The organism is Mycobacterium paraffinicum (assembly GCF_001907675.1).
Classification (GTDB): domain Bacteria; phylum Actinomycetota; class Actinomycetes; order Mycobacteriales; family Mycobacteriaceae; genus Mycobacterium; species Mycobacterium paraffinicum_A.
This window is the reverse complement of sequence record NZ_MPNT01000015.1, coordinates 1-19,631: the sequence shown is the minus strand read 5'-3', so window position 1 is coordinate 19,631 and position 19,631 is coordinate 1. Positions and strand designations below refer to the sequence as shown.

The following is a 19,631-nucleotide window of genomic DNA, read 5'->3' as shown; positions in this document are numbered from 1 at the left end:
CCGGGGTGGGCGACGCCGGGCCCCTGGCCGGGGTGAGGGTGATCGAGCTCGGCGGGATAGGGCCGGGGCCGCACGCGGGGATGATGCTCGCCGACCTGGGCGCGGACGTGGTGCGGGTGCGACGGCCCGGCGTGGCGATCGCAAGCGCGGCGAAGCCGGGCGAAGTCCCCCGCAAGCGGGAGGTGCCCCCAGGTCGCCACCAGGGGGGCGGCGTGAAGATGCCGGCCGAGGACCGCGATCTGCTGCATCGCGGGAAGCGGATCGTCGACCTGGACGTCAAGACGCAGCCCGCGGCGCTGCTCGGTCTCGCCGCCAAAGCCGACGTGCTGCTGGATTGTTTCCGGCCCGGCACGTGCGAGCGGCTCGGCATCGGTCCCGACGAGTGTGCGGCGGTCAATCCGCGCCTGATCTTCGCGCGGATCACCGGCTGGGGGCAGGACGGGCCGCTGGCCCGGACGGCCGGCCACGACATCAACTATTTGTCGCAGACCGGCGCGCTCTCCGCGCTGGGTTACGCCGACCGGCCCCCGATGCCGCCGCTGAACCTGGTCGCCGACTTCGGGGGCGGCTCGATGCTGGTGCTGCTCGGCATCGCCGTCGCGCTCTACGAACGCGAACGTTCGGGCCAGGGGCAGGTCATCGACGCGGCGATGGTGGACGGCGTCAGCCTGCTCGCCCAGATGATGTGGACCATGAAGTCGACCGGGGCGCTGCGAGACCGGCGCGAGTCGTTTCTGCTCGACGGGGGCGCCCCCTTCTATCGCTGCTATGAGACCGCCGACGGTAAGTACATGGCCGTCGGCGCCATCGAACCGCAGTTCTTCGCGGCCTTGCTGACCGGGCTCGGCCTGTCGGCCGACGAGGTGCCCGGCCAGCTCGAGGTCGGCTCCTACCCGCAGATGTTCGACGCCTTCGCGAAACGCTTCGCCAGCCGGACCCGTGATGAGTGGACGGCCACCTTCGCCGGCACCGATGCATGCGTCACCCCGGTGCTGACGTGGAGCGAAGCGGCGGCCGACGATCACCTGAGGGCACGCTCCACGGTGATCACCGCCGACGGAGTCGACCAGGCCGCGCCCGGCCCGCGCTTCTCGCGCACCCCGGCGGCACCGGTCGGGCGGCCGCCGACGGCCACTACGCCCCTGACCGAAATCGACTGGTAGCCCGCGTTTTAGGTCGAATCGATCCGCTCGCGGACGCACGTTGCTAGGTTGAGCTCAGTGGCCGTAAAAGCATCACGTGAATTTGTCGTCGACGCGCCGCCCGAAGTGGTCATGCAGGCGCTGACAGATGTCGGCGTGCTGGCAGAGTGGTCGCCGCTGCACAAGAGCATCGAAGTGATCGACCGTTATCCCGACGGTCGGCCCCACCACGTCAAGACCACCATCAAGATTCTGGGTCTCGTCGACAAAGAGATCCTGGAATATCACTGGGGACCCGACTGGGTCGTCTACGACGCCAAAGGGACTTCCCAGCAGCACGGTCAGCACGTCGAGTACAACCTCATCCCCGAGGGCGTCGACAAGACCCGGGTCCGCTTCGACGTGACGGTCGAACCCGGTAGACCGATGCCCGCCTTCATCGTCCGTCGGGCCAGCGAAAGCGTCCTCGACTCGGCGGTAAAGGGATTGTGCGAATTGGTAAAGCACGTCAACGACGCGGCAGAGTCGGAATAGTCGGCGGCTCGCATTTTTTGCCTTCGGGACCGCCTGAACGGTTGCTAGCTTATTAGCAGTGGCCGTTCAAGCATCGTCGGAAATTGTGATCGATGCGCCTCCGGAGGTGATCCTCGAGGCGCTGGCCGACATGGACGCCGTGCCGACATGGTCGTCGGTGCACAAGCGGGTCGAGGTCGTCGACAAATATCCCGACGGGCGGCCCCATCACGTGAAAGTGACCATCGCGGTGACGGGCATTCACGACACCGAATTGCTCGAATACCACTGGGGCCCGGACTGGATGGTGTGGGACGCCGCCAAGACCGCCCAGCAACGCGGTCAGCACGGAGAGTACAACCTGAGCCGCGTGAGCGACGACAAGACGCGGGTGCGATTCACCATCACGGTCGAACCGTGGGCGCCGCTGCCCGAGTTCTGGGTCAACCGGGCGCGCAAGAAGATCCTCCACGCCGCGCTGGAGGGCCTGCGAAAGCGGGTAACCGAGGGCTACGGCCCGGCCGGATAGCCGGCCCGGTCACCGAAGGACGGCCAACCGCCTGATCGCCTCGTCGAGGGTGTCTTCGCGTTTGCAGAAGGTGAAGCGCACCAAGTGATTCCACACCTTGGCTTGGGCCGAGGCGTGCGCGGCGGCCGGGTCGCAGAACGGCGACAGCGGGATGGCGGCCACCCCCGCCTTTTCCGGAAGGGCCGCGCAGAACGCGGCGCTGTCGTCGTAGCCCAGGGGGCGCGGATCGGCGCACACGAAGTACGTGCCTGCGCTGTCGTGCACCTCGAAGCCGATCTCGGAGAGCCCGGCGGCCAGCCGGTCGCGGCGGGCCTGCAACGAGCCGCGCAGCTCGGCGACCCACGCGTCCTCGGTGTCGAGCGCGAGGGCGACCGCCGGCTGGAACGGCGCGCCGCCGACGTAGCTCAGGTATTGTTTGGCCGCCCGCACCCCGGCAATGAGTTGCGCTGGGCCGCAAGCCCATCCGATCTTCCAGCCGGTGCAGTTGAACATCTTGGCCGCGCTGGAGATGGTGACCGTGCGCTCGGCCATGCCGTCGAACCCGGCCAGCGGCAGGTGCCGGTGGTGGTCGAACACCAGGTGTTCGTACACCTCGTCGGTGATCACCAGGAGGTCGGCGGCGACCGCGACCTCCGCGATGGCGGTCAGCTCGGCGGCGCTGAGCACCGTGCCGGTCGGGTTGTGCGGGGAGTTGACGATCAGCGCGCGGGTGCGCGGCGTCACCGCCCGGCGCAGCGCGTCGGCGTCCAGGGCGAAGCCGCGGCCGTGGGGGACCAGGGGGACGGCCACCCGGTGCGCGCCCGCCATCGCCAGTACCGGCGAGTAGGAGTCGTAGAACGGCTCGACGAGCAGCACCTCCGAGCCGGGTTCGATCAGGCCCAGTACCGCGGACGCGATGGCCTCGGTCGCCCCGACCGTCACCAGCACCTCGGTGTCGGGGTCGTACTCGATGCCGAAGTGCCGCCGCCGCTGGGCGGCGATGGCGTGCCGTAGCGACTGAACGCCGATGCCCGGCGGGTACTGGTTGTTCCCCTCGGCGATGGCATCTTGGGCGGCCTTCAACATGGCCGCGGGCCCGTCCTCGTCGGGGAAACCCTGGCCGAGGTTGACCGCACCGACCCGCGCGGCCAGCGCCGACATCTCGGCGAACACCGTCGTCGCGTACGGACGCAGTCGCGACACCGTCATGTTGGTCGAGCTTAGGGGTCGCTGAGCCTCGAGTGTCACGCCAGGGTGGCGCCCGCCCGCCGCGGCCACGCTGGCGTGACGCTCGCGGGCGGGCATGGCCCGCTCTCCACTGACCAGCGGTGATCGGCCCAACCAACAGGTTGGCCGGGCACTTTGTTAGGGTGCGGTATCTGGACCTACCTTTAATACGGATCCGAAACCCAATTGTGAAGAGGAACTCGACATGTCCGAAGAAGCCTTCATCTACGAGGCCATCCGCACGCCGCGCGGCAAGCAAAAGAACGGCTCGCTGAACGAGGTCAAGCCGGTGAACCTGGTCGTCGGGCTGGTCGACGAGCTGCGCCGGCGCAACCCCGACCTCGACGAGAACCTGATCAGCGACCTGATCCTCGGCGTGGTGTCCCCGGTGGGGGACCAGGGCGGCGACATCGCCCGGACCGCGGCGCTGGTCGCCGGGCTGCCCGAGACCACCGGCGGGGTGCAGCTCAACCGGTTCTGCGCTTCGGGCCTCGAGGCCGTCAACACCGCCGCGCAGAAGGTGCGCTCGGGCTGGGACGACCTGGTGCTGGCCGGCGGCGTCGAGTCGATGAGCCGCGTGCCGATGGGTTCCGACGGCGGCGCCTGGGCGACCGACCCCGAGACCAACTACCGGCTCGGCTTCGTGCCGCAGGGCATCGGCGCCGACCTGATCGCCACCATCGAGGGCTTCTCCCGCGAGGACGTCGACGCCTACGCGCTGCGGTCGCAGCAGAAGGCCGCCGAGGCCTGGTCGGGCGGCTACTTCGCCAAGTCGGTGGTGCCGGTGCGTGACCAGAACGGTCTGGTCATCCTGGACCACGACGAGCACATGCGGCCCGACACCACCATGGAGGGCCTGGCCAAACTGAAGACCGCGTTCGACGGCATCGGCGAAATGGGCGGCTTCGACGACGTGGCGCTGCAGAAGTACCACTACGTCGAGAAGATCAACCACGTCCACACCGGCGGCAACAGCTCGGGCATCGTGGACGGCGCCGCGCTGGTGCTGGTCGGCTCCGAGGCCGCCGGCAAGTCGCAGGGCCTCACCCCGCGAGCGCGCATCGTGGCGACCGCGACCAGCGGCGCCGACCCGGTGATCATGCTGACCGGCCCGACCCCGGCCACCCGGAAGGTTCTCGACCGTGCCGGGCTGAGCGTCGATGACATCGACCTGTTCGAGCTGAACGAGGCGTTCGCATCGGTGGTGCTGAAGTTCCAGAAGGACCTCAACATCCCCGACGAGAAGCTGAACGTCAACGGTGGCGCCATCGCGATGGGCCACCCGCTGGGCGCCACCGGCGCCATGATCACCGGCACCATGGTCGACGAGCTCGAGCGCCGCAACGCGCGACGGGCGCTGATCACGCTGTGCATCGGCGGCGGCATGGGCGTCGCCACCATCATCGAGAGGGTTTAAGACCATGGCAGAGAACACCATTCAACTTGAGAACACCATCGCTTGGGACAAGGATGCCGACGGCATCGTCACGCTGACGCTCGACGACCCCACCGGCTCGGCGAACGTGATGAACCAGCACTACAAGGAATCGATGCATAAGGCAGTCGAACGCCTTGTGGCGGAGAAGGATTCGGTCACCGGCGTGGTGATCACCAGCGCCAAGAAGACGTTCTTCGCCGGCGGCGACCTCAAGAGCATGATCAACGCCGGCCCCGAAAACGCCGGTGACGTCTTCACCGAGGTCGAGGACATCAAGCGCGACCTGCGCACCCTCGAGACCCTGGGCAAGCCGGTCGTAGCCGCGATCAACGGCGCCGCGCTCGGCGGCGGCCTGGAGATCGCGCTGGCCTGTCACCACCGCATCGCCGCGGACGCCAAGGGCAGCCAGCTGGGCCTGCCGGAAGTGACGCTGGGCCTGCTGCCCGGCGGTGGCGGGGTGACCCGCACCGTGCGGATGTTCGGCATCCAGAACGCGTTCATGAACATCCTGTCGCAGGGCACCCGCTTCAAGCCGGCGAAGGCGAAGGAGATGGGACTGGTCGACGAGCTCGTCGGCTCGGTCGAGGAACTGGTGCCGGCCGCCAAGGCGTGGATCAAGGCCAACCCCGACTCGCACACCCAGCCGTGGGATGCCAAGGGTTACAAGATGCCTGGCGGCACCCCGTCCAGCCCAGCGCTGGCAGGCATCCTGCCGTCGTTCCCGGCGCTGCTGAAAAAGCAGCTCAAGGGTGCGCCGATGCCCGCTCCGCGGGCCATCCTGGACGCGGCCGTTGAGGGCGCGCAGGTGGACTTCGACACCGCGACCCGCATCGAGAGCCGCTACTTCACCCAGCTGGTCACCGGTCAGGTCGCCAAGAACATGATCCAGGCGTTCTTCTTCGACCTGCAACACATCAACGGCGGCGGCTCGCGACCGGAGGGCATCGAGCCGGTCAAGATCAACAAGATCGGCGTGCTGGGCGCCGGCATGATGGGCGCGGGCATCGCGTACGTGTCGGCCAAGGCCGGTTTCGACGTGGTGCTCAAGGACGTCAGCATCGAGGCCGCCGAGAAGGGTAAGGGCTACTCGGAAAAGCTTGAGGCCAAGGCGCTTCAGCGGGGCAAGACCACCGAGGAGAAATCCAAGGCGCTGCTGGACCGCATCACGCCGGCCGCCGACCCCGAGGCCTTCAAGGGCGTCGACTTCGTCATCGAGGCGGTCTTCGAGAACCAGGAACTCAAGCACAAGGTGTTCCAGGAGATCGAGGACATCGTCGAGCCGAACGCGCTACTGGGATCAAACACCTCGACGCTGCCGATCACCGGTCTGGCGACCGGCGTCAAGCGCCAGGAGGACTTCATCGGTATCCACTTCTTCTCTCCGGTGGACAAGATGCCGCTGGTCGAAATCATCAAGGGCGAGAAGACTTCTGACGAGGCGCTGGCCCGCGTGTTCGACTACACCCTGGCCATCGGCAAGACCCCGATCGTCGTCAACGACAGCCGCGGGTTCTTCACCAGCCGCGTCATCGGCACCTTCGTCAACGAGGCCCTGGCGATGCTGGGCGAAGGCGTCGAGCCGGCGAGCATCGAGCATGCCGGCTCGCAGGCCGGCTACCCGGCGCCGCCGCTGCAACTCTCGGACGAGCTCAACCTGGAGTTGATGCACAAGATCGCCACGGCCACCCGCAAGGGTGTCGAGGACGCCGGCGGCACCTACGAGCCGCACCCCGCGGAGGCGGTCGTGGAGAAGATGATCGAGATCGGCCGCCCGTCGCGGCTGAAGGGTGCGGGCTTCTACGAGTACGTCGACGGCAAGCGCACGCGCCTGTGGCCGGGCCTGCGGGAGACGTTCAAATCCGGCAGCGCGGAGATTCCGTTGCAGGACATGATCGACCGGATGCTGTTCGCCGAGGCGCTGGAAACCCAGAAGTGCCTCGACGAGGGCGTGTTGACCTCGACCGCCGACGCCAACATCGGCTCGATCATGGGCATCGGCTTCCCGCCGTACACCGGTGGCAGCGCGCAGTTCATCGTCGGCTACGAGGGTCCGGGCGGTATCGGCAAGGAAGCCTTCGTGGCGCGGGCCCGCGAGCTGGCCGCCAAGTACGGCGACCGGTTCTCCCCGCCGGACTCCCTGACGTAGGGTTACCGGTCGCGGAAGCCCCCGAAGCGCGTGTCTTCGGGGCTTTTGCGGTGTCGGTGAAGGGAGGCGGTCCTCCGCGAGACGTAAACCAGGGCGACGTGCCACGGCGTGTCGTCGCCATGGTTTACGTGTCGCGGCGCTGAAGGAGTCACCCCCGGAGGGCGGCGGCGATCCGGCGCCATTGCTCACGCGGGAACGCCACACCGGCTAGTTCCATCGGCGGTTGTTCCGTTCGTTCGCTTGTAAGTCGGTCGCGCTGTAGTCGGGCACCCGCATCGAGTCGTGCATTCGGACGCCCTTGGCGTTCAGTTTGGCCAGCGACCGCGACAACGACCCGGGCATCGTCGAGACCAGCTGCGCTCCCCGGGTCAACGCCCACACCCCGAGCCGCGACCCGGGGATGATGCCCTTGGCGGCGCCGCGGGCGAACGCGCGGCTCTGGTGTACCGGCTCGCGCATCTGCAATTCGTAGGCGGAGAACGCGCGCAGGAGGTCGCCGTCGGCCTGGGCGAGCTCGCCGGCCAGCACGTAGGCGCCGAGCACCGCGAGGCTGGTGCTGCCGCCCACCGCCGGGCCCGGGCAGTATCCGGCGTCGCCGACGAGGGTGACCCGCCGGCGCGACCATCGGTCCAGTCGCAGTTGGCTGATGGAATCGAAATAGAAGGCGGGCGTGCGGTCGACTTCGCCGAGCCAATCGTCTACCTGCTCGTGCATGTTCGCGAGCGCCGCCCGCAATAACTCCTTCTGCCGCAACGCATCCCGGTGGCCATAGTCGAGTTCGCGGTTGCTGCGGAACAGGAAGACGGCGCGTGCGTCGTCGAGGTGCTCGGCGGTGTAGATGGCCGCGAGGCGCCCGACGCCGACGTGGCAGGTCATCTCACCGCGGCTGGCAAGCGCCTTGGGTGCCGACACCACCGCCAGATAGCCGCCGAGGAACCGGGTGAGGTTGGCTTCGTCGCCGAAGGTCAGTTGCCGGACGTTGGAGTGCAGCCCGTCGGCGCCGACGACGACGTCGAACCGGCGGGCGGGGGCATGCTCGAACGTCACTTCGCCGTCGAGGTCGATCGAGGTGATCGTGTCACCGAACAGGTACTCGACGTCGTCTCGACCTGCGGCGTAATAGATTTCGCTGAGGTCGTCGCGCATGATCTCCACGTGCCGGTCCGACGTGGCGGCGTAGACCTTGGTCAGATCGATCTCGAACGGCCGCGCGCGGCCTTCCCGATGCATGATCATCCGGTTTGTCCCGGTGGCGAGCGCTTCGATCCGGGGCAGCACGCCCATCTCGGCCGAGATCTCCATCGCGGGACGGAACAGGTCGACGGCGTGGCCGCCGGTCTTGCGCAGGCTGGGGGCGCGCTCGACGACGGTGACGTCGAAGCCGTGCCGGGTAAGCCAGTAGGCCAGCACCGGGCCGGCAATGCTGGCGCCGGAGATCAGAACGCGCATGCCCACCTCCCGCTCACTCAACGAGGGGTAAGCCTAGCGGCGTTACGCTCCGCTCTGGTCTTGGGCGTTCTGGGTAAAGATGTCGCCGGAGGTCTGACCGTTGTCGTTGACGAAGTTGGTGTCATCCGTGGCGAAGGCGAGGGCGGCGACGATCGCGGCGCACGCGAGGACGACCCGGAATGTGGGCGCGACGGTTCTCATGCATCAGGTCTACGGCTGCGACGTCAGCGGCCGCTGGGCGCCACTTGTCGATCTGCTGTGAGCCGCTGCGGGCTAAAGTCCATTGCCATGCGCTTCGGTCTCTTCATCCCGCAAGGCTGGCGAATGGATCTGGTCGACATCGAACCGGAGCAGCACTGGGCGGTGATGCGCGACCTGGCGACCTACGCCGACAACGGCGCGTGGGATTCGCTATGGGTCTACGACCACTTCCACACCGTCCCGATGCCGACCGGCGAAGCCACCCACGAGGCGTGGTCGCTGATGGCCGCGTACGCGGCGGTCACGTCGCGGATCAAACTCGGCCAGATGTGTACCGCGATGAGCTACCGCAATCCGGTGTACCTGGCCAAGGTGGCGGCGACCGCCGACATCATCTCCGGCGGGCGGATCCAGATGGGAATAGGCGGCGGCTGGTACGAACACGAGTGGCGCGCTTACGGTTACGGTTTTCCGTCGGCCGGCGTCCGGCTGGGCCGGCTGGACGAGGGAGTGCAGATCATGCGGGATGCCTGGCGGGACGGTAAGGTCAGCTTCGACGGTAAGCACTACCAGGTCGACGGCGCTATCGTTTCCCCTAAACCGCTGCAGCGCAACGGAATTCCGCTGTGGATCGCCGGCGGCGGCGAGAAGGTGACGTTGCGCATCGCCGCGAAATACGCGCAGTACACCAACTTCACACCGGAACCCGAGGCGTTCGCGCACAAGTCGGAAGTGCTGGCACAGCATTGTCGGCAGTTGGGTACCGACTTCGATGCCATCGTGCGTTCGGCCAACGTCAACGCCGTTGTCGGGACGTCGGACGCCGACGTCAAGGACCGGCTCCAGCGGGTCCGCGACCGCCTTGTCCGCTATGTGCCGGAGGCGGCCGCGGATGCGATGCTCGCCGCCGGCGGAGGACCCGATTCGGCGACGGGCACGCCGGAACAGGTGATCGAGCGGATGGCCAAGCTGCGCGACCTCGGCTGTGAATACGCGATCTGCTATTTCCCTGAGGCCGCCTACGACCGCTCTGGCATCGAGCTGTTCGAGCGCGAGGTCATTCCCGCCCTGACTTAGCCCGTCACACGTCTGAAGTGACGTACCGCTTCTTGACCGGGGGCGCGGCGAGCAGCGGCGGCAACTCGGTCAGTCGGCCGTCGCCGGCGCGGAAGGCGCGGTAGGCCTCGTCGTGCTCGACCGTGTCCCACAGCTCGTAGATCAGCCAGTGAGCCTCGTCGTCCTCGTCGACCAGCACGTCGGTACCAAGATTCCCGGCGAAGGCCCGGGTGTCCCGCAACGCCCGGCCCATGACGTCGCGGGCCTGCGCCACCGCGTCGGGCTTGAACTGCAGTTCGAGTATCACCGTGACTGGCATGGTCGTCTCCTTGGTCGCGACGGCGATCCCAACATATATGTGCCGGGCAGGAACCCGGGTCGGCCACCAAAAATGAGAATGTGGTTTCCACTTTTCGGAAAGCTATTATACGGTTCAGTGAGCAACATTCTGTTGGCCGCACCATCGACGCTTCTGGAGGATCGCCCGATGCAAACGGCGCTCGCCCCCGAGATCTCTACCTGGCCCGACGAGAGCCCGCAGCTGATCGGCAGTCGGTGCGGCAGTTGCGGCGCCACCACGTTCCCGGTGCAGCAGTGGTGCCCGCGTTGCAGCCTGGGTGAGATGAGCGACGTGTTGCTGCCGCGCCGCGGGACCCTGGTCGCGTGGACCACCCAGGGCTTTCCGCCCGGGGCGCCGTACGCGGGCCCGACCGGCAAGGACTTCGTCCCGTTCGGCGTCGGGCTGGTCCAGCTCGACGACGTGATCCGAGTCGAGGGGCGGCTGACCGAGAACGACCCCGCCAAGCTGCAGTTCGGTCAGGAGGTCGAGCTGACCATGGTCCCGCTCACCACCGACGAAGAGGGCACCGAAATCATGACGTTTGCCTTCCGGCCGGTCTAGAGGCGATCAAACCCAGAGGAGGTTGACATGACAAACGATGTCGCCATCATCGGTGTGGGCCTGCACCCGTTCGGCCGGTTCGACAAGACCGCGATGCAGATGGGCGCCGAGGCCATCCAGGCCGCACTGGCCGACGCCCGGGTCGACTGGAAGGACATCCAGTTCGGCTTCGGCGGCAGTCACGAGGTGTCCAACCCTGACGCGGTCACCCGCCTGGTCGGGCTGACCGGCATCACGTTCACCAACGTGTTCAACGCGTGCGCCACGGCGGCCAGCGCCATTCAGCAGACGGCCGACACCATCCGCCTGGGCAAGTACGACATCGGCATCGCCATCGGGCTGGACAAGCACCCGCGCGGCGCGTTCACCGACGACCCCGCCAAGCTGGCGCTGCCGCAGTGGTATGCCCAGAACGGGCAGTTCGTCACCACCAAGTTCTTCGGGATGAAGGCCAACAAGTACCTGCACGACCACAACATCTCGCAGGCCACCCTGGCCAAGGTGGCGGCCAAGAACTTCCGCAACGGTGCGCTGAATCCGAATGCGTTCCGCCGCAAGCCGATTCCCGAGGACGAGATCCTCAACTCGCCGGTGCTCAACTACCCGCTGACGCAGTACATGTTCTGCGCGCCCGACGAAGGGGCCGCCGCGGTAGTCATGTGCCGGGCCGACCTCGCGCACAAGTACACCGACAAGCCGGTGTATGTGCGCGCCTGCGAAATCCGTACGCGCCGCTACGGCGCCTACGAGGTGCACGCTACCTTCGCCCCGTTGGACGGCGACGTCTCCCCGACGGTGTACGCGGCGAAGGCGGCCTACGAGGCGGCGGGCATCGGGCCCGAGGACGTCGACGTGGCCCAACTGCAGGACACCGACGCCGGCAACGAGGTGATCCACATGGCGGAGACGGGCCTGTGCGCCGACGGCGAGCAGGAGAAGCTGCTGGCCGACGGCGCCACCGAGATCCACGGCTCGATGCCGGTCAACACCGACGGCGGGTTGATCGCCAACGGCGAGCCGATCGGCGCGTCGGGGCTGCGGCAGATGCACGAGCTGGTGCGTCAGCTGCGCGGCGAGGCGGGGGAGCGTCAGGTGCCCGGCAATCCGCGCGTCGGGCTGGCGCAGGTCTACGGCGCACCCGGAACCGCGTCGGCGACCATTCTGTCGCTTTGAATTCCGCTGCCGGGTCGGCTATGCGACGTATTCGGGTATCGGTATGTCGTCACGGAATTCGCTGCGGACTACCCAGTCGGCCAGTCGCGGGATGTTGAGCAATCTGGACGCCTGATTGCGGGTCCACAGACCCAGAGCCGTCTTCGGCGCGAATGTCGTGGCGAATGCGCGCGCCGAGCGCTGCCTGGCCTCGACAATCGGACGCAGCTTGCCCTCATAACGACGAAACGCATCCTGGTGATCGGCTCCCGCGCGATTGAGCTCGCCCGCCAGCGTGTAGGCCTCCGCCATCGCTAGGCCCGTCCCCTCACCCGCGAGCAGGGACACCCCGGCCGCGGCGTCGCCGATGAGCGCCACCCGCCCGTCCGACCAGCGGTCCATGACGATTTGGCTGGTGCGGTCGAAGTACACGTCGGAGGCCCCGTCGAGGTGGCGCAGGATCTCCGGGCACTCCCAGCCGGCGTTGCCGAAGACCTGATGCAGGGTCGCTTTGGCCTCTGGCCCATCTTTCGGGTCGGGATCGCTCATGTGGTCAGGGGTGAAGATGAAGAGAAACATGGTCTTTTCGTCGCGCATTGCGAACCGGGCGATCATGCGACCCGGCATGGTGTAGGCGAGGTACACCAGTTCGTCACGCGGCTGGTAGCCCTCGGTCTCGAAGGCCGCAACTCGATAGCCCAGATCTCTCTCGAATCTGTTTTGGGGGCCGAATACCAAGCCGCGCACGGGACAATGGATGCCGCCCGCACCGATGAACAGGTCGAAGTGGCGTGACCCGCCGCCCTCGAGCGTGACCCGCACGCCGGAGTCGTGTTGCTCGACGGCCGAAACGCTTTCACCGAACAGCGTTTCAGTATGGTCTTCGATGGAGCGATAGATCAGGGCCGACAGGTCGCCGCGGGGCACAGTGGTGAATCGGCCATCGAGGTTGCGCCGGAACGGTTCAGTCGAAAAGCCGCCCGCCCGTCGCGAATTGCGATCGACGAGTCGCACCTCGCGCACCTCGTATCCCGCGGCGTGCAGCTCGGCGGTCAGCCCCATGCGTTCGGCGACGGCATAGCCGCCACCCCAGAAGTCCACCACATAGCCGCCGGTGCGCAGGCGCGGCGCCTTCTCGATCAGGGTTGGCTCGTGACCATAACGTGCGAGCCAGTACGCGAGCGTTGGGCCGGCGATGCCGGCGCCGACAATGCCGATTTTCATGCGCCCACCTCTTCCAGGGATGACCTTCCGATTATCATAGCTCTATGCAATAGTTGCAATAGGCAATAAACTCGCCATTGTAGAGACCGGCGAAGCGCGTCGATCTCCCCGTCGACAGCGGAGCGGAGACGGCTGTGTTGAAGAAACTTTCGGGCATGCCCGCGGGCATTGAGGCTTTGGAGGCCGTCGGGACAGTGACCGCAGCGGATTACGAACGGGTCTTTGCGCCGACGATCGAACGGACGCGGAATGCTGGCGGGCGGATGCGGCTCCTGTACCAGTTCGGCCCGGAATTCCGGCGCATCACCGCGGGAGCGCTCTGGGCGGAAGCCCGGCTCGGATCGGGCTATGTGCGATTGCTCGACGGATGTGCCGTGGTGAGCGACATCGGCTGGATCCGGGCGCCAAGCCGTGCCGTCGGCGCCTGGATGCCGTGTCCACTTCGGTTGTACGACAACGACGGACGCGATGACGCGGTCAGCTGGCTGACCTCGCTACCGGTACGCGCTGACGTGTCCGGCTGCGAAATGGCCAAGGCCTACATCGGCGGAGTCGGCGCCGCTCTGGCGAGCCTCGGGCGGCTGGCTTTCGCACCGCCTAAATCGCGGGCCCCAGCAGGTCGTCCGCGTCGCGGATGATGTAGCCGTAGCCCTGCTCGGCGAGGAAACGCTGCCGGTGCGCGGCGTACTCCGCGTCCAGGCTGTCGCGCGCCACCACGGAGTAGAAGATGGCGCCACCGCCGTCGGCCTTGGGACGCAGTAATCGGCCCAGCCGCTGCGCCTCCTCCTGACGCGAGCCGAAGGTCCCCGAAACCTGCACCGCCACAGAGGCTTCCGGCAGGTCGATGGAGAAGTTGGCGACCTTGGACACCACCAGTGTGGACACCTCGCCCCGCCTGAACGCGTCGAACAGTTCCTCGCGTTCCTTGGTTCGCGTCGACCCCTGGATCACCGGGGCGTTCAGCTCGGCGCCCAACTCGTCGAGCTGGTCGAGGTAGGCGCCGATCACCAGGGTCTGCTCGCCGGGGTGCCGGCTGAGCACCGACTTCACCACCGCGATCTTCGAATGCGCCGTCGAGCAAAGCTTGTAGCGCTCTTCGGGTTCGGCGGTGGCGTACATCATCCGCTCGTTGTCGGTCATGGTCACCCGCACCTCGACGCACTCGGCGGGCGCGATCCAGCCCTGGGCCTCGATGTCCTTCCATGGCGCGTCGTAACGCTTCGGGCCGATCAGGGAGAACACGTCGCCCTCGCGGCCGTCCTCGCGGACCAGCGTGGCGGTCAGGCCCAGGCGTCGCTTGGACTGCAGGTCGGCGGTCATCCGAAAGACGGGCGCGGGCAGCAGGTGGACCTCGTCGTAGATGATCAGGCCCCAGTCGCGACTGTCGAAAAGCTCCAGGTGTCGGTACTCGCCCTTGGTGCGCCGGGTGATCATCTGATACGTCGAGATGGTGACGGGCCGAATCTCCTTGCGTTCTCCCGAATACTCGCCGATCTCGTCCTCGGTCAGCGAGGTGCGCGCCACCAGTTCGCGCTTCCACTGCCGCGCCGCGACAATGTTGGTGACCAGGATCAGCGTCGTCGCGCTGGCCTTCGCCATCGCGGCGGCGCCCACCAGCGTCTTGCCCGCCCCGCAGGGGAGGACGACCACCCCAGACCCGCCGGCCCAGAACGAATCGGTGGCCATCTGCTGGTAGTCGCGCAGGTGCCAGCCGTCCTGCGCCAGGCTGATCGCATGTGCCTCGCCGTCCACGTAGCCCGCGAGATCCTCTGCGGGCCAACCGATCTTGAGCAGCATCTGCTTGACGCGGCCGCGTTCGCTGGGGTGGACGACGACGGTGTCGTCGTCGATGCGAGCGCCGAGCATGGGAGCGATCTTCTTGTTGCGCAGCACCTCCTCGAGCACCGCGCGGTCCAGGCTGATCAGCGTGAGGCCGTGCGCCGGGTGTTTGACCAATTGCAGGCGGCCGTAGCGGGCCATGGTGTCGACGATGTCGACCAGCAGCGGCTGGGGCACCGCGTAGCGGGAGAAGCTGACCAGCGCGTCGACGACCTGTTCGGCGTCGTGGCCGGCGGCGCGGGCATTCCACAGCGCCAACGGCGTGATGCGGTAGGTGTGCACGTGCTCGGGAGCGCGTTCCAGCTCGGCGAACGGCGCGATGGCGGCACGTGCCGCCCCGGCCTGCTCGTGGTCGACCTCGAGCAGCACCGTCTTGTCGGACTGCACAATCAAGGGGCCGTCAGTCAATGGCCCAACTCCTTCTCATCGTCTCGCGGGCGCGCCTGGCGCAATCCATTATCGGCCGTTGGCCGACACCACCGACGTGATGCGATGGATGGCGAAGTCGCGCAGCCGCCCCGACCCCGAGTCGAATGCGGTCAGCTGCCCGCCCCGAACGGTGATCGGCGCCACAACCCGCTGGGTGGCGACACCCGCGGCATCCAAATAACCGATCACCAGCGTGTCTTGTTCCTTGGCCGCGCGCTGCAATAACGACATGGTGACCGCCGGATCGGCGCGGTTGGTGCCGAACGGCGCGGCGGTCACCTTGCGCAGCACCGCGACCACGGCGTTGAGGCTTTCGCTGTTGGGGCGTGGCATCGGGCGGTAGGGCCGGCGCTGCTGCGGCGTGGGGACCCGTGCGCCGCGAGGGCGGACGTCGACGATGGCGCCGGTGGAGTCCTCGGCCGCCGGGGCGAAGCCCGCCGCGCGCAGTGCGGTCAGCACCTCCGCGATCGGCGCCGGAGACACCGCGACCGTCGGGGCCAGGGCGCGCAGTTGCACCCCTTCCGTCGCGGGTGCGGCGACGGCCTGGGCGAGCAGCGCCGGGTCCTCGCACCGCACGAACGAAGCGGCCATGCCGATCCGCAGCTGACCATGCCGTCGCGCGACGTCGTCGATCAGGTAGGTGAGCCCTTGTGGGACAGGCGCTTTGGAATGCCTGGCGAACAGTCCATGCATCCAGTCGCTGGTCTTTCCCACGTCGAGCGCGTGCCGGATCGACTGTTCGCTGATGCGGTAGACCATCGCGGCGCCGGCTGATTCGACCGTGGCCACCGCGGCCAGGTCCTCGGCGAGATCGCGTTCCAATGGCCCGGGCACGACGACGGTCAGGTCGGCCTGCACCAAGAAGTAATCGATCGGTTTCGGCAGGGCCCGCGCCATGGCGTCGACCGCGGCCTGGGGGTCGGCGTCGTCGAGCAGGGCGCGGCCGGGGGTGCTGAGTGCCCCGCGACCCACCAGGCCCAGCGCATGACTCTCGGCCAGCAGATCACCCACGGGACCGGGCTGTAGCCGCTTGGCCCAGCGCGGGCGCCGCCAGATCAGTGTCGCCGACGCGGAGACCGCGTTGACACCGGCACCCGGGGGCAATTGGGCCAGCGTGCCCAGCAGCAGCCGGCGATCCAGCGGTGCGGCCGTCGAATACAGCGCATCGGTCAGGGCGCCATAGGGTTTGCCGTCGGGACCGCGGCTGCCGATCAAGGCGGGGCGGCTCGGCAGGTCCAGCCAGCTGCTGGCCAGCAGCTGCCAGCGCTCGGCGGTGGGCATCGCCGTGAACCGGTCGGTGGCCGCCGTCGGCGCCCAGTACGGTCCCTCGCCGGTGGCCGGTTCCGGGTCGGGCATCCCGCTGGCGATCAAGCCGGCCGCGGCCGCCAGCTCGAGGATCAGGCCCAGTCGCGATTCGTCGATGCCCGTCGTCTTGCTGAGCCGCTTGACGTCACGGATTCCCAGTCCGCCGCTGCGCAGCTCGGAAACCGGTGCGGCAGCCAGCGTTTCGATCAGGACGTCGAGTTCTCGCAGCAGGTCGATGGTGGCCCCGGCCGCCGCCGCGTCGGCGTCGTCGGCCGTGGTGGTCGATACCACCGGATCGGGTGCGGTCAACTGCATCGGGCCGGGTTGTTCGCCGCGCAGCACCTGGCCGACGTGGCGGGGCAGGATCACGGTCTCGGCGTCGACGCGCCGCAGCAGTCCCATCGTGAGCAGTTGGGGGACCGGCCGGTCCGCGGGGGCGCCCGGCGCGGCGTCACGGGTGCGGCCCATCGGCGAACCCTCGAGGAGCTTCTCCAGCACGTCGAGCTGGGCCTGGTTCAGGTCGTCGATGAGGCCCGCGATTTCTTCACCCGTGCGGGAGGCATCCTCGAGGGTGACTTGGCCCGGGTACCACGGCAGCGCCGTGCCGGCGTCCGGCGCGATGCGCAGCGCGGTGTCGCCCCAGACCAACGCCCGCTCGCGGAGGTCGTCCAGGGCGCCCACCACGTCGGCCTCGCGAGCGCGCTCACCGATCAACGCCAGCAGTTTCGTCGTCGGCACGGGCGCGGTGTCGGCCTGCAGCACCAGCAGCGCGTCGAGCACCGCCAGCCGCAGGAAGTCGAGCTCGTCGGTGGCGGCCTTGACCGACTGGCGGGCTTGAGCGCGCGCGGCGAGCGCGGCGATGCTGCCGGGCGGGGGCTGGGCGAGGTCCGGCCTCAGCTCTAGCAGTCGGATCAGCCGCTCGTCGGGCAAGTCGGCCAGCCACGACCCCAGCGGGATGTCCGGGGTGTTGTCGGTCATTGCTGACCAGCGTAAAACAGTCGGCGGGTCGCAGTAGGCAACGAATGTCGACGGCTCCTCGATCGAACTGCCGGTCTTGCACGACACGCGCAAGAGCGACCTGTCAGAATGGACGGCGTGGCTGACACTGCTGAGGGCAAGGCCCGCAAAACCAGGTATGTCGACAACGGGTGGCCGACGACGGACCCGGACGACCACGCGGTGAGCGAACTCGTGACCGACCGCACGGGCGCGTTGTCGCCGTTCGGCGAGCTGGTGTTCCCGCTGCCCTCCACGGACCTGCCCTACCTGCACCCGGTCACCGTCGTTAACCGGTAGGCGCCAGGATGGCGAAGGCCTCTGAGGCCGCCAAGCCCCCGGCGACCTGGGCATCGGAAGAATCCGGCCCGGGCGCGCTGTCACACCTGGACGACCGCGGCGCGGCGCACATGGTCGATGTCAGCGGGAAGGGAACCACGAAGCGGACCGCCGTGGCCGCGGGTGCTTTACATACTTCCCCGCACGTGGTGGAGCTGATCTCGGCCGGTGGTCTGCCCAAGGGCGATGCGCTGGCCACCGCCCGCGTGGCGGGCATCCTCGCGGCGAAGCGCACCAGTGAGCTGATCCCGCTCTGCCACCAGTTGGCCCTCACGGGAGTCGACGTGGATTTCACCGTCGGGTCCGCCGACATCGCGATCACCGCGACCGTCCGCAGCACCGACCGCACGGGGGTGGAGATGGAGGCGCTGACCGCGGTCAGTGTGGCCGGTCTGACGCTCTACGACATGATCAAAGCTGTGGATCCCGCCGCGCGCCTCGACGACATCCGGGTGCTGCGCAAGGAAGGCGGCAAGACCGGAACGTGGGTGCGGTGATGGGCACCCGATCCGCCCGCGTCATCATCGCCTCGACCCGCGCATCGGCGGGAGTGTACGACGATCGCTGCGGGCCGATCATCGCGGAATGGCTTGGAGAGCGCGGGTTTTCGTTCGCCGAGCCCGACGTGGTCGCCGACGGCGAGCCGGTCGGCGAGGCCCTGCGCAAGGCGGTCGATGACGGCGTGGAGGTCGTCATCACGTCGGGCGGCACCGGCATCTCTCCCAGTGACAGCACGCCCGACCAGACCGTGGCGGTGCTGGACTACATGATCCCGGGTCTGGCCGACGCCATCCGCCGGTCGGGCCTGCCCAAGGTGCCCACGTCGGTGTTGTCGCGCGGGGTGTGTGGCGTGGCGGGACGGACCCTGATCGTCAACCTGCCGGGTTCGCCCGGTGGGGTGCGCGACGGCCTGGGCGTGCTCTCCGACGTGCTCGATCACGCGCTCGATCAACTCGCCGGGGGAGACCACCAGCGATGACGCTCGTCGTCCGCGCGGCCATGACCGATCACCCGATCTTCCTGGCCGAGCACGAAGAGCTCGTGGCCCATCAGTCGGCCGGGGCCGTCGTCGGCTTCGTCGGCATGATTCGCGACCACGACGGCGGGCGCCGCGTGGTTCGGTTGGAATACTCCGCGCATCCGTCGGCTGAACAGGTATTGGCCAAGGTCGTCTCCGACGTCGCGGAGCAGTCGAGCGGGGTGCGCGCCGTCGCGGCCAGCCACCGGATCGGCGTGCTGCGCATCGGGGAGGGCGCGCTGGTGGCCGCCGTCGCGGCCGACCACCGTCAGGCCGCGTTCGCCACCTGTGCCCTGCTGGTCGACGAGATCAAAGCGCGGCTACCGGTATGGAAGCACCAGTTCTTCGACGATGGAACCGAAGAATGGGTGGGCTCGGCGTAGCGATTGGAGTGCCGGCACGCCCCGAAGCGTAAAGGATCGAGGCGTGCCGGGCAGTCTGACGTGCGGGCCTCAGGTGGCCGGCGACGGCTGGGCGATCGCGTCGAGCGCGTCGTTGCCCTGGATGTCCTGAGCCCGGATGGCGTCCCACAGCTGCTTCGTGTAGCCGGCCGAGGAAACATCCTGCGGCATGCCGGCCGGGACGAAGCCGCGGAAGTCGGTGTCCACGACCGGCGCGTCGGCCGGGGGCGCCGGGGGGAGGTCCGCCGGGGGCGCCGGGGGCACGTCGGCGGGAGGCGCCGGGGGCATGGCGTCGGCCGGGGGTGCCGGCGGCAGGTCCGCCGGAGGAGCGGGCTGATCGAAGCCGG

20 protein-coding genes and 1 pseudogene are annotated in these 19,631 nt (G+C 68.1%); 13 read left to right on the top strand and 8 right to left on the bottom strand.

Annotation, left to right across the window (positions count from 1 at the left end; translation table 11 throughout):
* Positions 1-5 precede the first annotated feature (5 nt).
* From BRW65_RS17145 to BRW65_RS17135, 3 genes are read left to right on the top strand one after another with little or no spacing between them, the layout of a single operon-like run.
* Positions 6-1,163 carry a CaiB/BaiF CoA transferase family protein gene (locus BRW65_RS17145; protein WP_073876602.1) on the top strand — a complete coding sequence of 386 codons (1,158 nt, stop codon included), beginning with the start codon at positions 6-8 and terminating at the stop codon, positions 1,161-1,163.
* Between the two features lie 57 nt (positions 1,164-1,220).
* Positions 1,221-1,676: an SRPBCC family protein gene (locus tag BRW65_RS17140; protein ID WP_073876600.1), complete on the top strand. Its 456-nt coding sequence runs from the start codon at positions 1,221-1,223 to the stop codon at positions 1,674-1,676.
* 58 nt (positions 1,677-1,734) lie between these two features.
* A complete protein-coding gene (locus tag BRW65_RS17135) occupies positions 1,735-2,184 on the top strand; it encodes an SRPBCC family protein (RefSeq protein ID WP_073876598.1) in 450 nt (149 codons plus the stop codon).
* 9 nt (positions 2,185-2,193) lie between these two features.
* Here BRW65_RS17135 and BRW65_RS17130 read toward each other — a convergent pair whose 3' ends face one another.
* The gene (locus BRW65_RS17130; protein WP_073876596.1) at positions 2,194-3,372 is read right to left on the bottom strand and encodes a pyridoxal phosphate-dependent aminotransferase; all 1,179 of its coding nucleotides are present in this window, start codon (positions 3,370-3,372) and stop codon (positions 2,194-2,196) included.
* Between the two features lie 223 nt (positions 3,373-3,595).
* Here BRW65_RS17130 and BRW65_RS17125 point away from each other — a divergent pair, with 223 nt between their 5' ends.
* Together BRW65_RS17125 and BRW65_RS17120 are read left to right on the top strand one after the other, a co-directional pair.
* Positions 3,596-4,807: an acetyl-CoA C-acetyltransferase gene (locus BRW65_RS17125; RefSeq protein ID WP_073876594.1), complete on the top strand. Its 1,212-nt coding sequence runs from the start codon at positions 3,596-3,598 to the stop codon at positions 4,805-4,807.
* Between the two features lie 4 nt (positions 4,808-4,811).
* A complete protein-coding gene (locus BRW65_RS17120; protein ID WP_073876592.1) occupies positions 4,812-6,974 on the top strand; it encodes a 3-hydroxyacyl-CoA dehydrogenase NAD-binding domain-containing protein in 2,163 nt (720 codons plus the stop codon).
* A gap of 207 nt (positions 6,975-7,181) precedes the next feature.
* Here the strand turns inward: BRW65_RS17120 and BRW65_RS17115 are convergent, their stop codons facing one another.
* A complete protein-coding gene (locus tag BRW65_RS17115) occupies positions 7,182-8,423 on the bottom strand; it encodes an FAD-dependent monooxygenase (RefSeq protein ID WP_073876590.1) in 1,242 nt (413 codons plus the stop codon).
* A 42-nt stretch (positions 8,424-8,465) separates the two neighbouring features.
* Positions 8,466-8,624, bottom strand: a complete 159-nt coding sequence (locus BRW65_RS31765) for a hypothetical protein (RefSeq protein WP_167374058.1) — start codon at positions 8,622-8,624, stop codon at positions 8,466-8,468.
* A gap of 87 nt (positions 8,625-8,711) precedes the next feature.
* Between BRW65_RS31765 and BRW65_RS17110 the strand changes: the two genes are divergently transcribed.
* Complete coding sequence (locus tag BRW65_RS17110; protein ID WP_073876588.1) at positions 8,712-9,701, top strand: LLM class F420-dependent oxidoreductase; 990 nt, start codon at positions 8,712-8,714, stop codon at positions 9,699-9,701.
* A 4-nt stretch (positions 9,702-9,705) separates the two neighbouring features.
* Here BRW65_RS17110 and BRW65_RS17105 read toward each other — a convergent pair whose 3' ends face one another.
* Positions 9,706-9,999: a putative quinol monooxygenase gene (locus BRW65_RS17105; RefSeq protein ID WP_073876586.1), complete on the bottom strand. Its 294-nt coding sequence runs from the start codon at positions 9,997-9,999 to the stop codon at positions 9,706-9,708.
* Positions 10,000-10,167: 168 nt separating this feature from the next.
* Between BRW65_RS17105 and BRW65_RS17100 the strand changes: the two genes are divergently transcribed.
* A complete protein-coding gene (locus tag BRW65_RS17100) occupies positions 10,168-10,581 on the top strand; it encodes a Zn-ribbon domain-containing OB-fold protein (protein ID WP_073876584.1) in 414 nt (137 codons plus the stop codon).
* 27 nt (positions 10,582-10,608) lie between these two features.
* Positions 10,609-11,754 carry a thiolase family protein gene (locus tag BRW65_RS17095; protein ID WP_073876582.1) on the top strand — a complete coding sequence of 382 codons (1,146 nt, stop codon included), beginning with the start codon at positions 10,609-10,611 and terminating at the stop codon, positions 11,752-11,754.
* Positions 11,755-11,772: 18 nt separating this feature from the next.
* On the opposite strand, the gene BRW65_RS17090 is transcribed toward BRW65_RS17095, so the two are convergent.
* The gene (locus tag BRW65_RS17090; protein ID WP_073876580.1) at positions 11,773-12,957 is read right to left on the bottom strand and encodes an FAD-binding domain; all 1,185 of its coding nucleotides are present in this window, start codon (positions 12,955-12,957) and stop codon (positions 11,773-11,775) included.
* A gap of 155 nt (positions 12,958-13,112) precedes the next feature.
* Here BRW65_RS17090 and BRW65_RS17085 point away from each other — a divergent pair, with 155 nt between their 5' ends.
* Complete coding sequence (locus BRW65_RS17085; protein WP_073876814.1) at positions 13,113-13,595, top strand: STAS/SEC14 domain-containing protein; 483 nt, start codon at positions 13,113-13,115, stop codon at positions 13,593-13,595.
* On the opposite strand, the gene BRW65_RS17080 is transcribed toward BRW65_RS17085, so the two are convergent.
* Both BRW65_RS17080 and BRW65_RS17075 read right to left on the bottom strand, forming a co-directional pair.
* Positions 13,555-15,204, bottom strand: a complete 1,650-nt coding sequence (locus BRW65_RS17080; protein ID WP_073876578.1) for a DNA repair helicase XPB — start codon at positions 15,202-15,204, stop codon at positions 13,555-13,557. The genes BRW65_RS17085 and BRW65_RS17080 overlap by 41 nt on opposite strands.
* A 48-nt stretch (positions 15,205-15,252) precedes the next feature.
* Positions 15,253-17,508 carry a helicase-associated domain-containing protein gene (locus BRW65_RS17075; RefSeq protein ID WP_073876576.1) on the bottom strand — a complete coding sequence of 752 codons (2,256 nt, stop codon included), beginning with the start codon at positions 17,506-17,508 and terminating at the stop codon, positions 15,253-15,255.
* A 117-nt stretch (positions 17,509-17,625) separates the two neighbouring features.
* On the opposite strand from BRW65_RS17075, the gene BRW65_RS17070 reads away from it, so the two are divergent.
* From BRW65_RS17070 to BRW65_RS17055, 4 genes are all read left to right on the top strand, one after another.
* The gene (locus BRW65_RS17070; protein ID WP_139273158.1) at positions 17,626-17,826 is read left to right on the top strand and encodes a hypothetical protein; all 201 of its coding nucleotides are present in this window, start codon (positions 17,626-17,628) and stop codon (positions 17,824-17,826) included.
* Positions 17,827-17,936: 110 nt separating this feature from the next.
* Positions 17,937-18,362, top strand: coding sequence for a cyclic pyranopterin monophosphate synthase MoaC (gene moaC / locus BRW65_RS17065; RefSeq protein ID WP_244168123.1), 426 nt, complete (start codon positions 17,937-17,939; stop codon positions 18,360-18,362).
* Positions 18,362-18,844 carry a MogA/MoaB family molybdenum cofactor biosynthesis protein gene (locus BRW65_RS17060; protein ID WP_073876812.1) on the top strand — a complete coding sequence of 161 codons (483 nt, stop codon included), beginning with the start codon at positions 18,362-18,364 and terminating at the stop codon, positions 18,842-18,844. The genes moaC and BRW65_RS17060 overlap by 1 nt, the downstream gene beginning before the upstream one ends.
* Positions 18,841-19,266, top strand: a complete 426-nt coding sequence (locus BRW65_RS17055; protein ID WP_073876572.1) for a molybdenum cofactor biosynthesis protein MoaE — start codon at positions 18,841-18,843, stop codon at positions 19,264-19,266. Before BRW65_RS17060 ends, BRW65_RS17055 begins: the two co-directional genes overlap by 4 nt.
* Before the next feature lie 69 nt (positions 19,267-19,335).
* On the opposite strand, the pseudogene BRW65_RS31760 reads toward BRW65_RS17055, so the two are convergent.
* Positions 19,336-19,631, bottom strand: a pseudogene (locus tag BRW65_RS31760) (transglycosylase family protein); the annotation flags it as partial.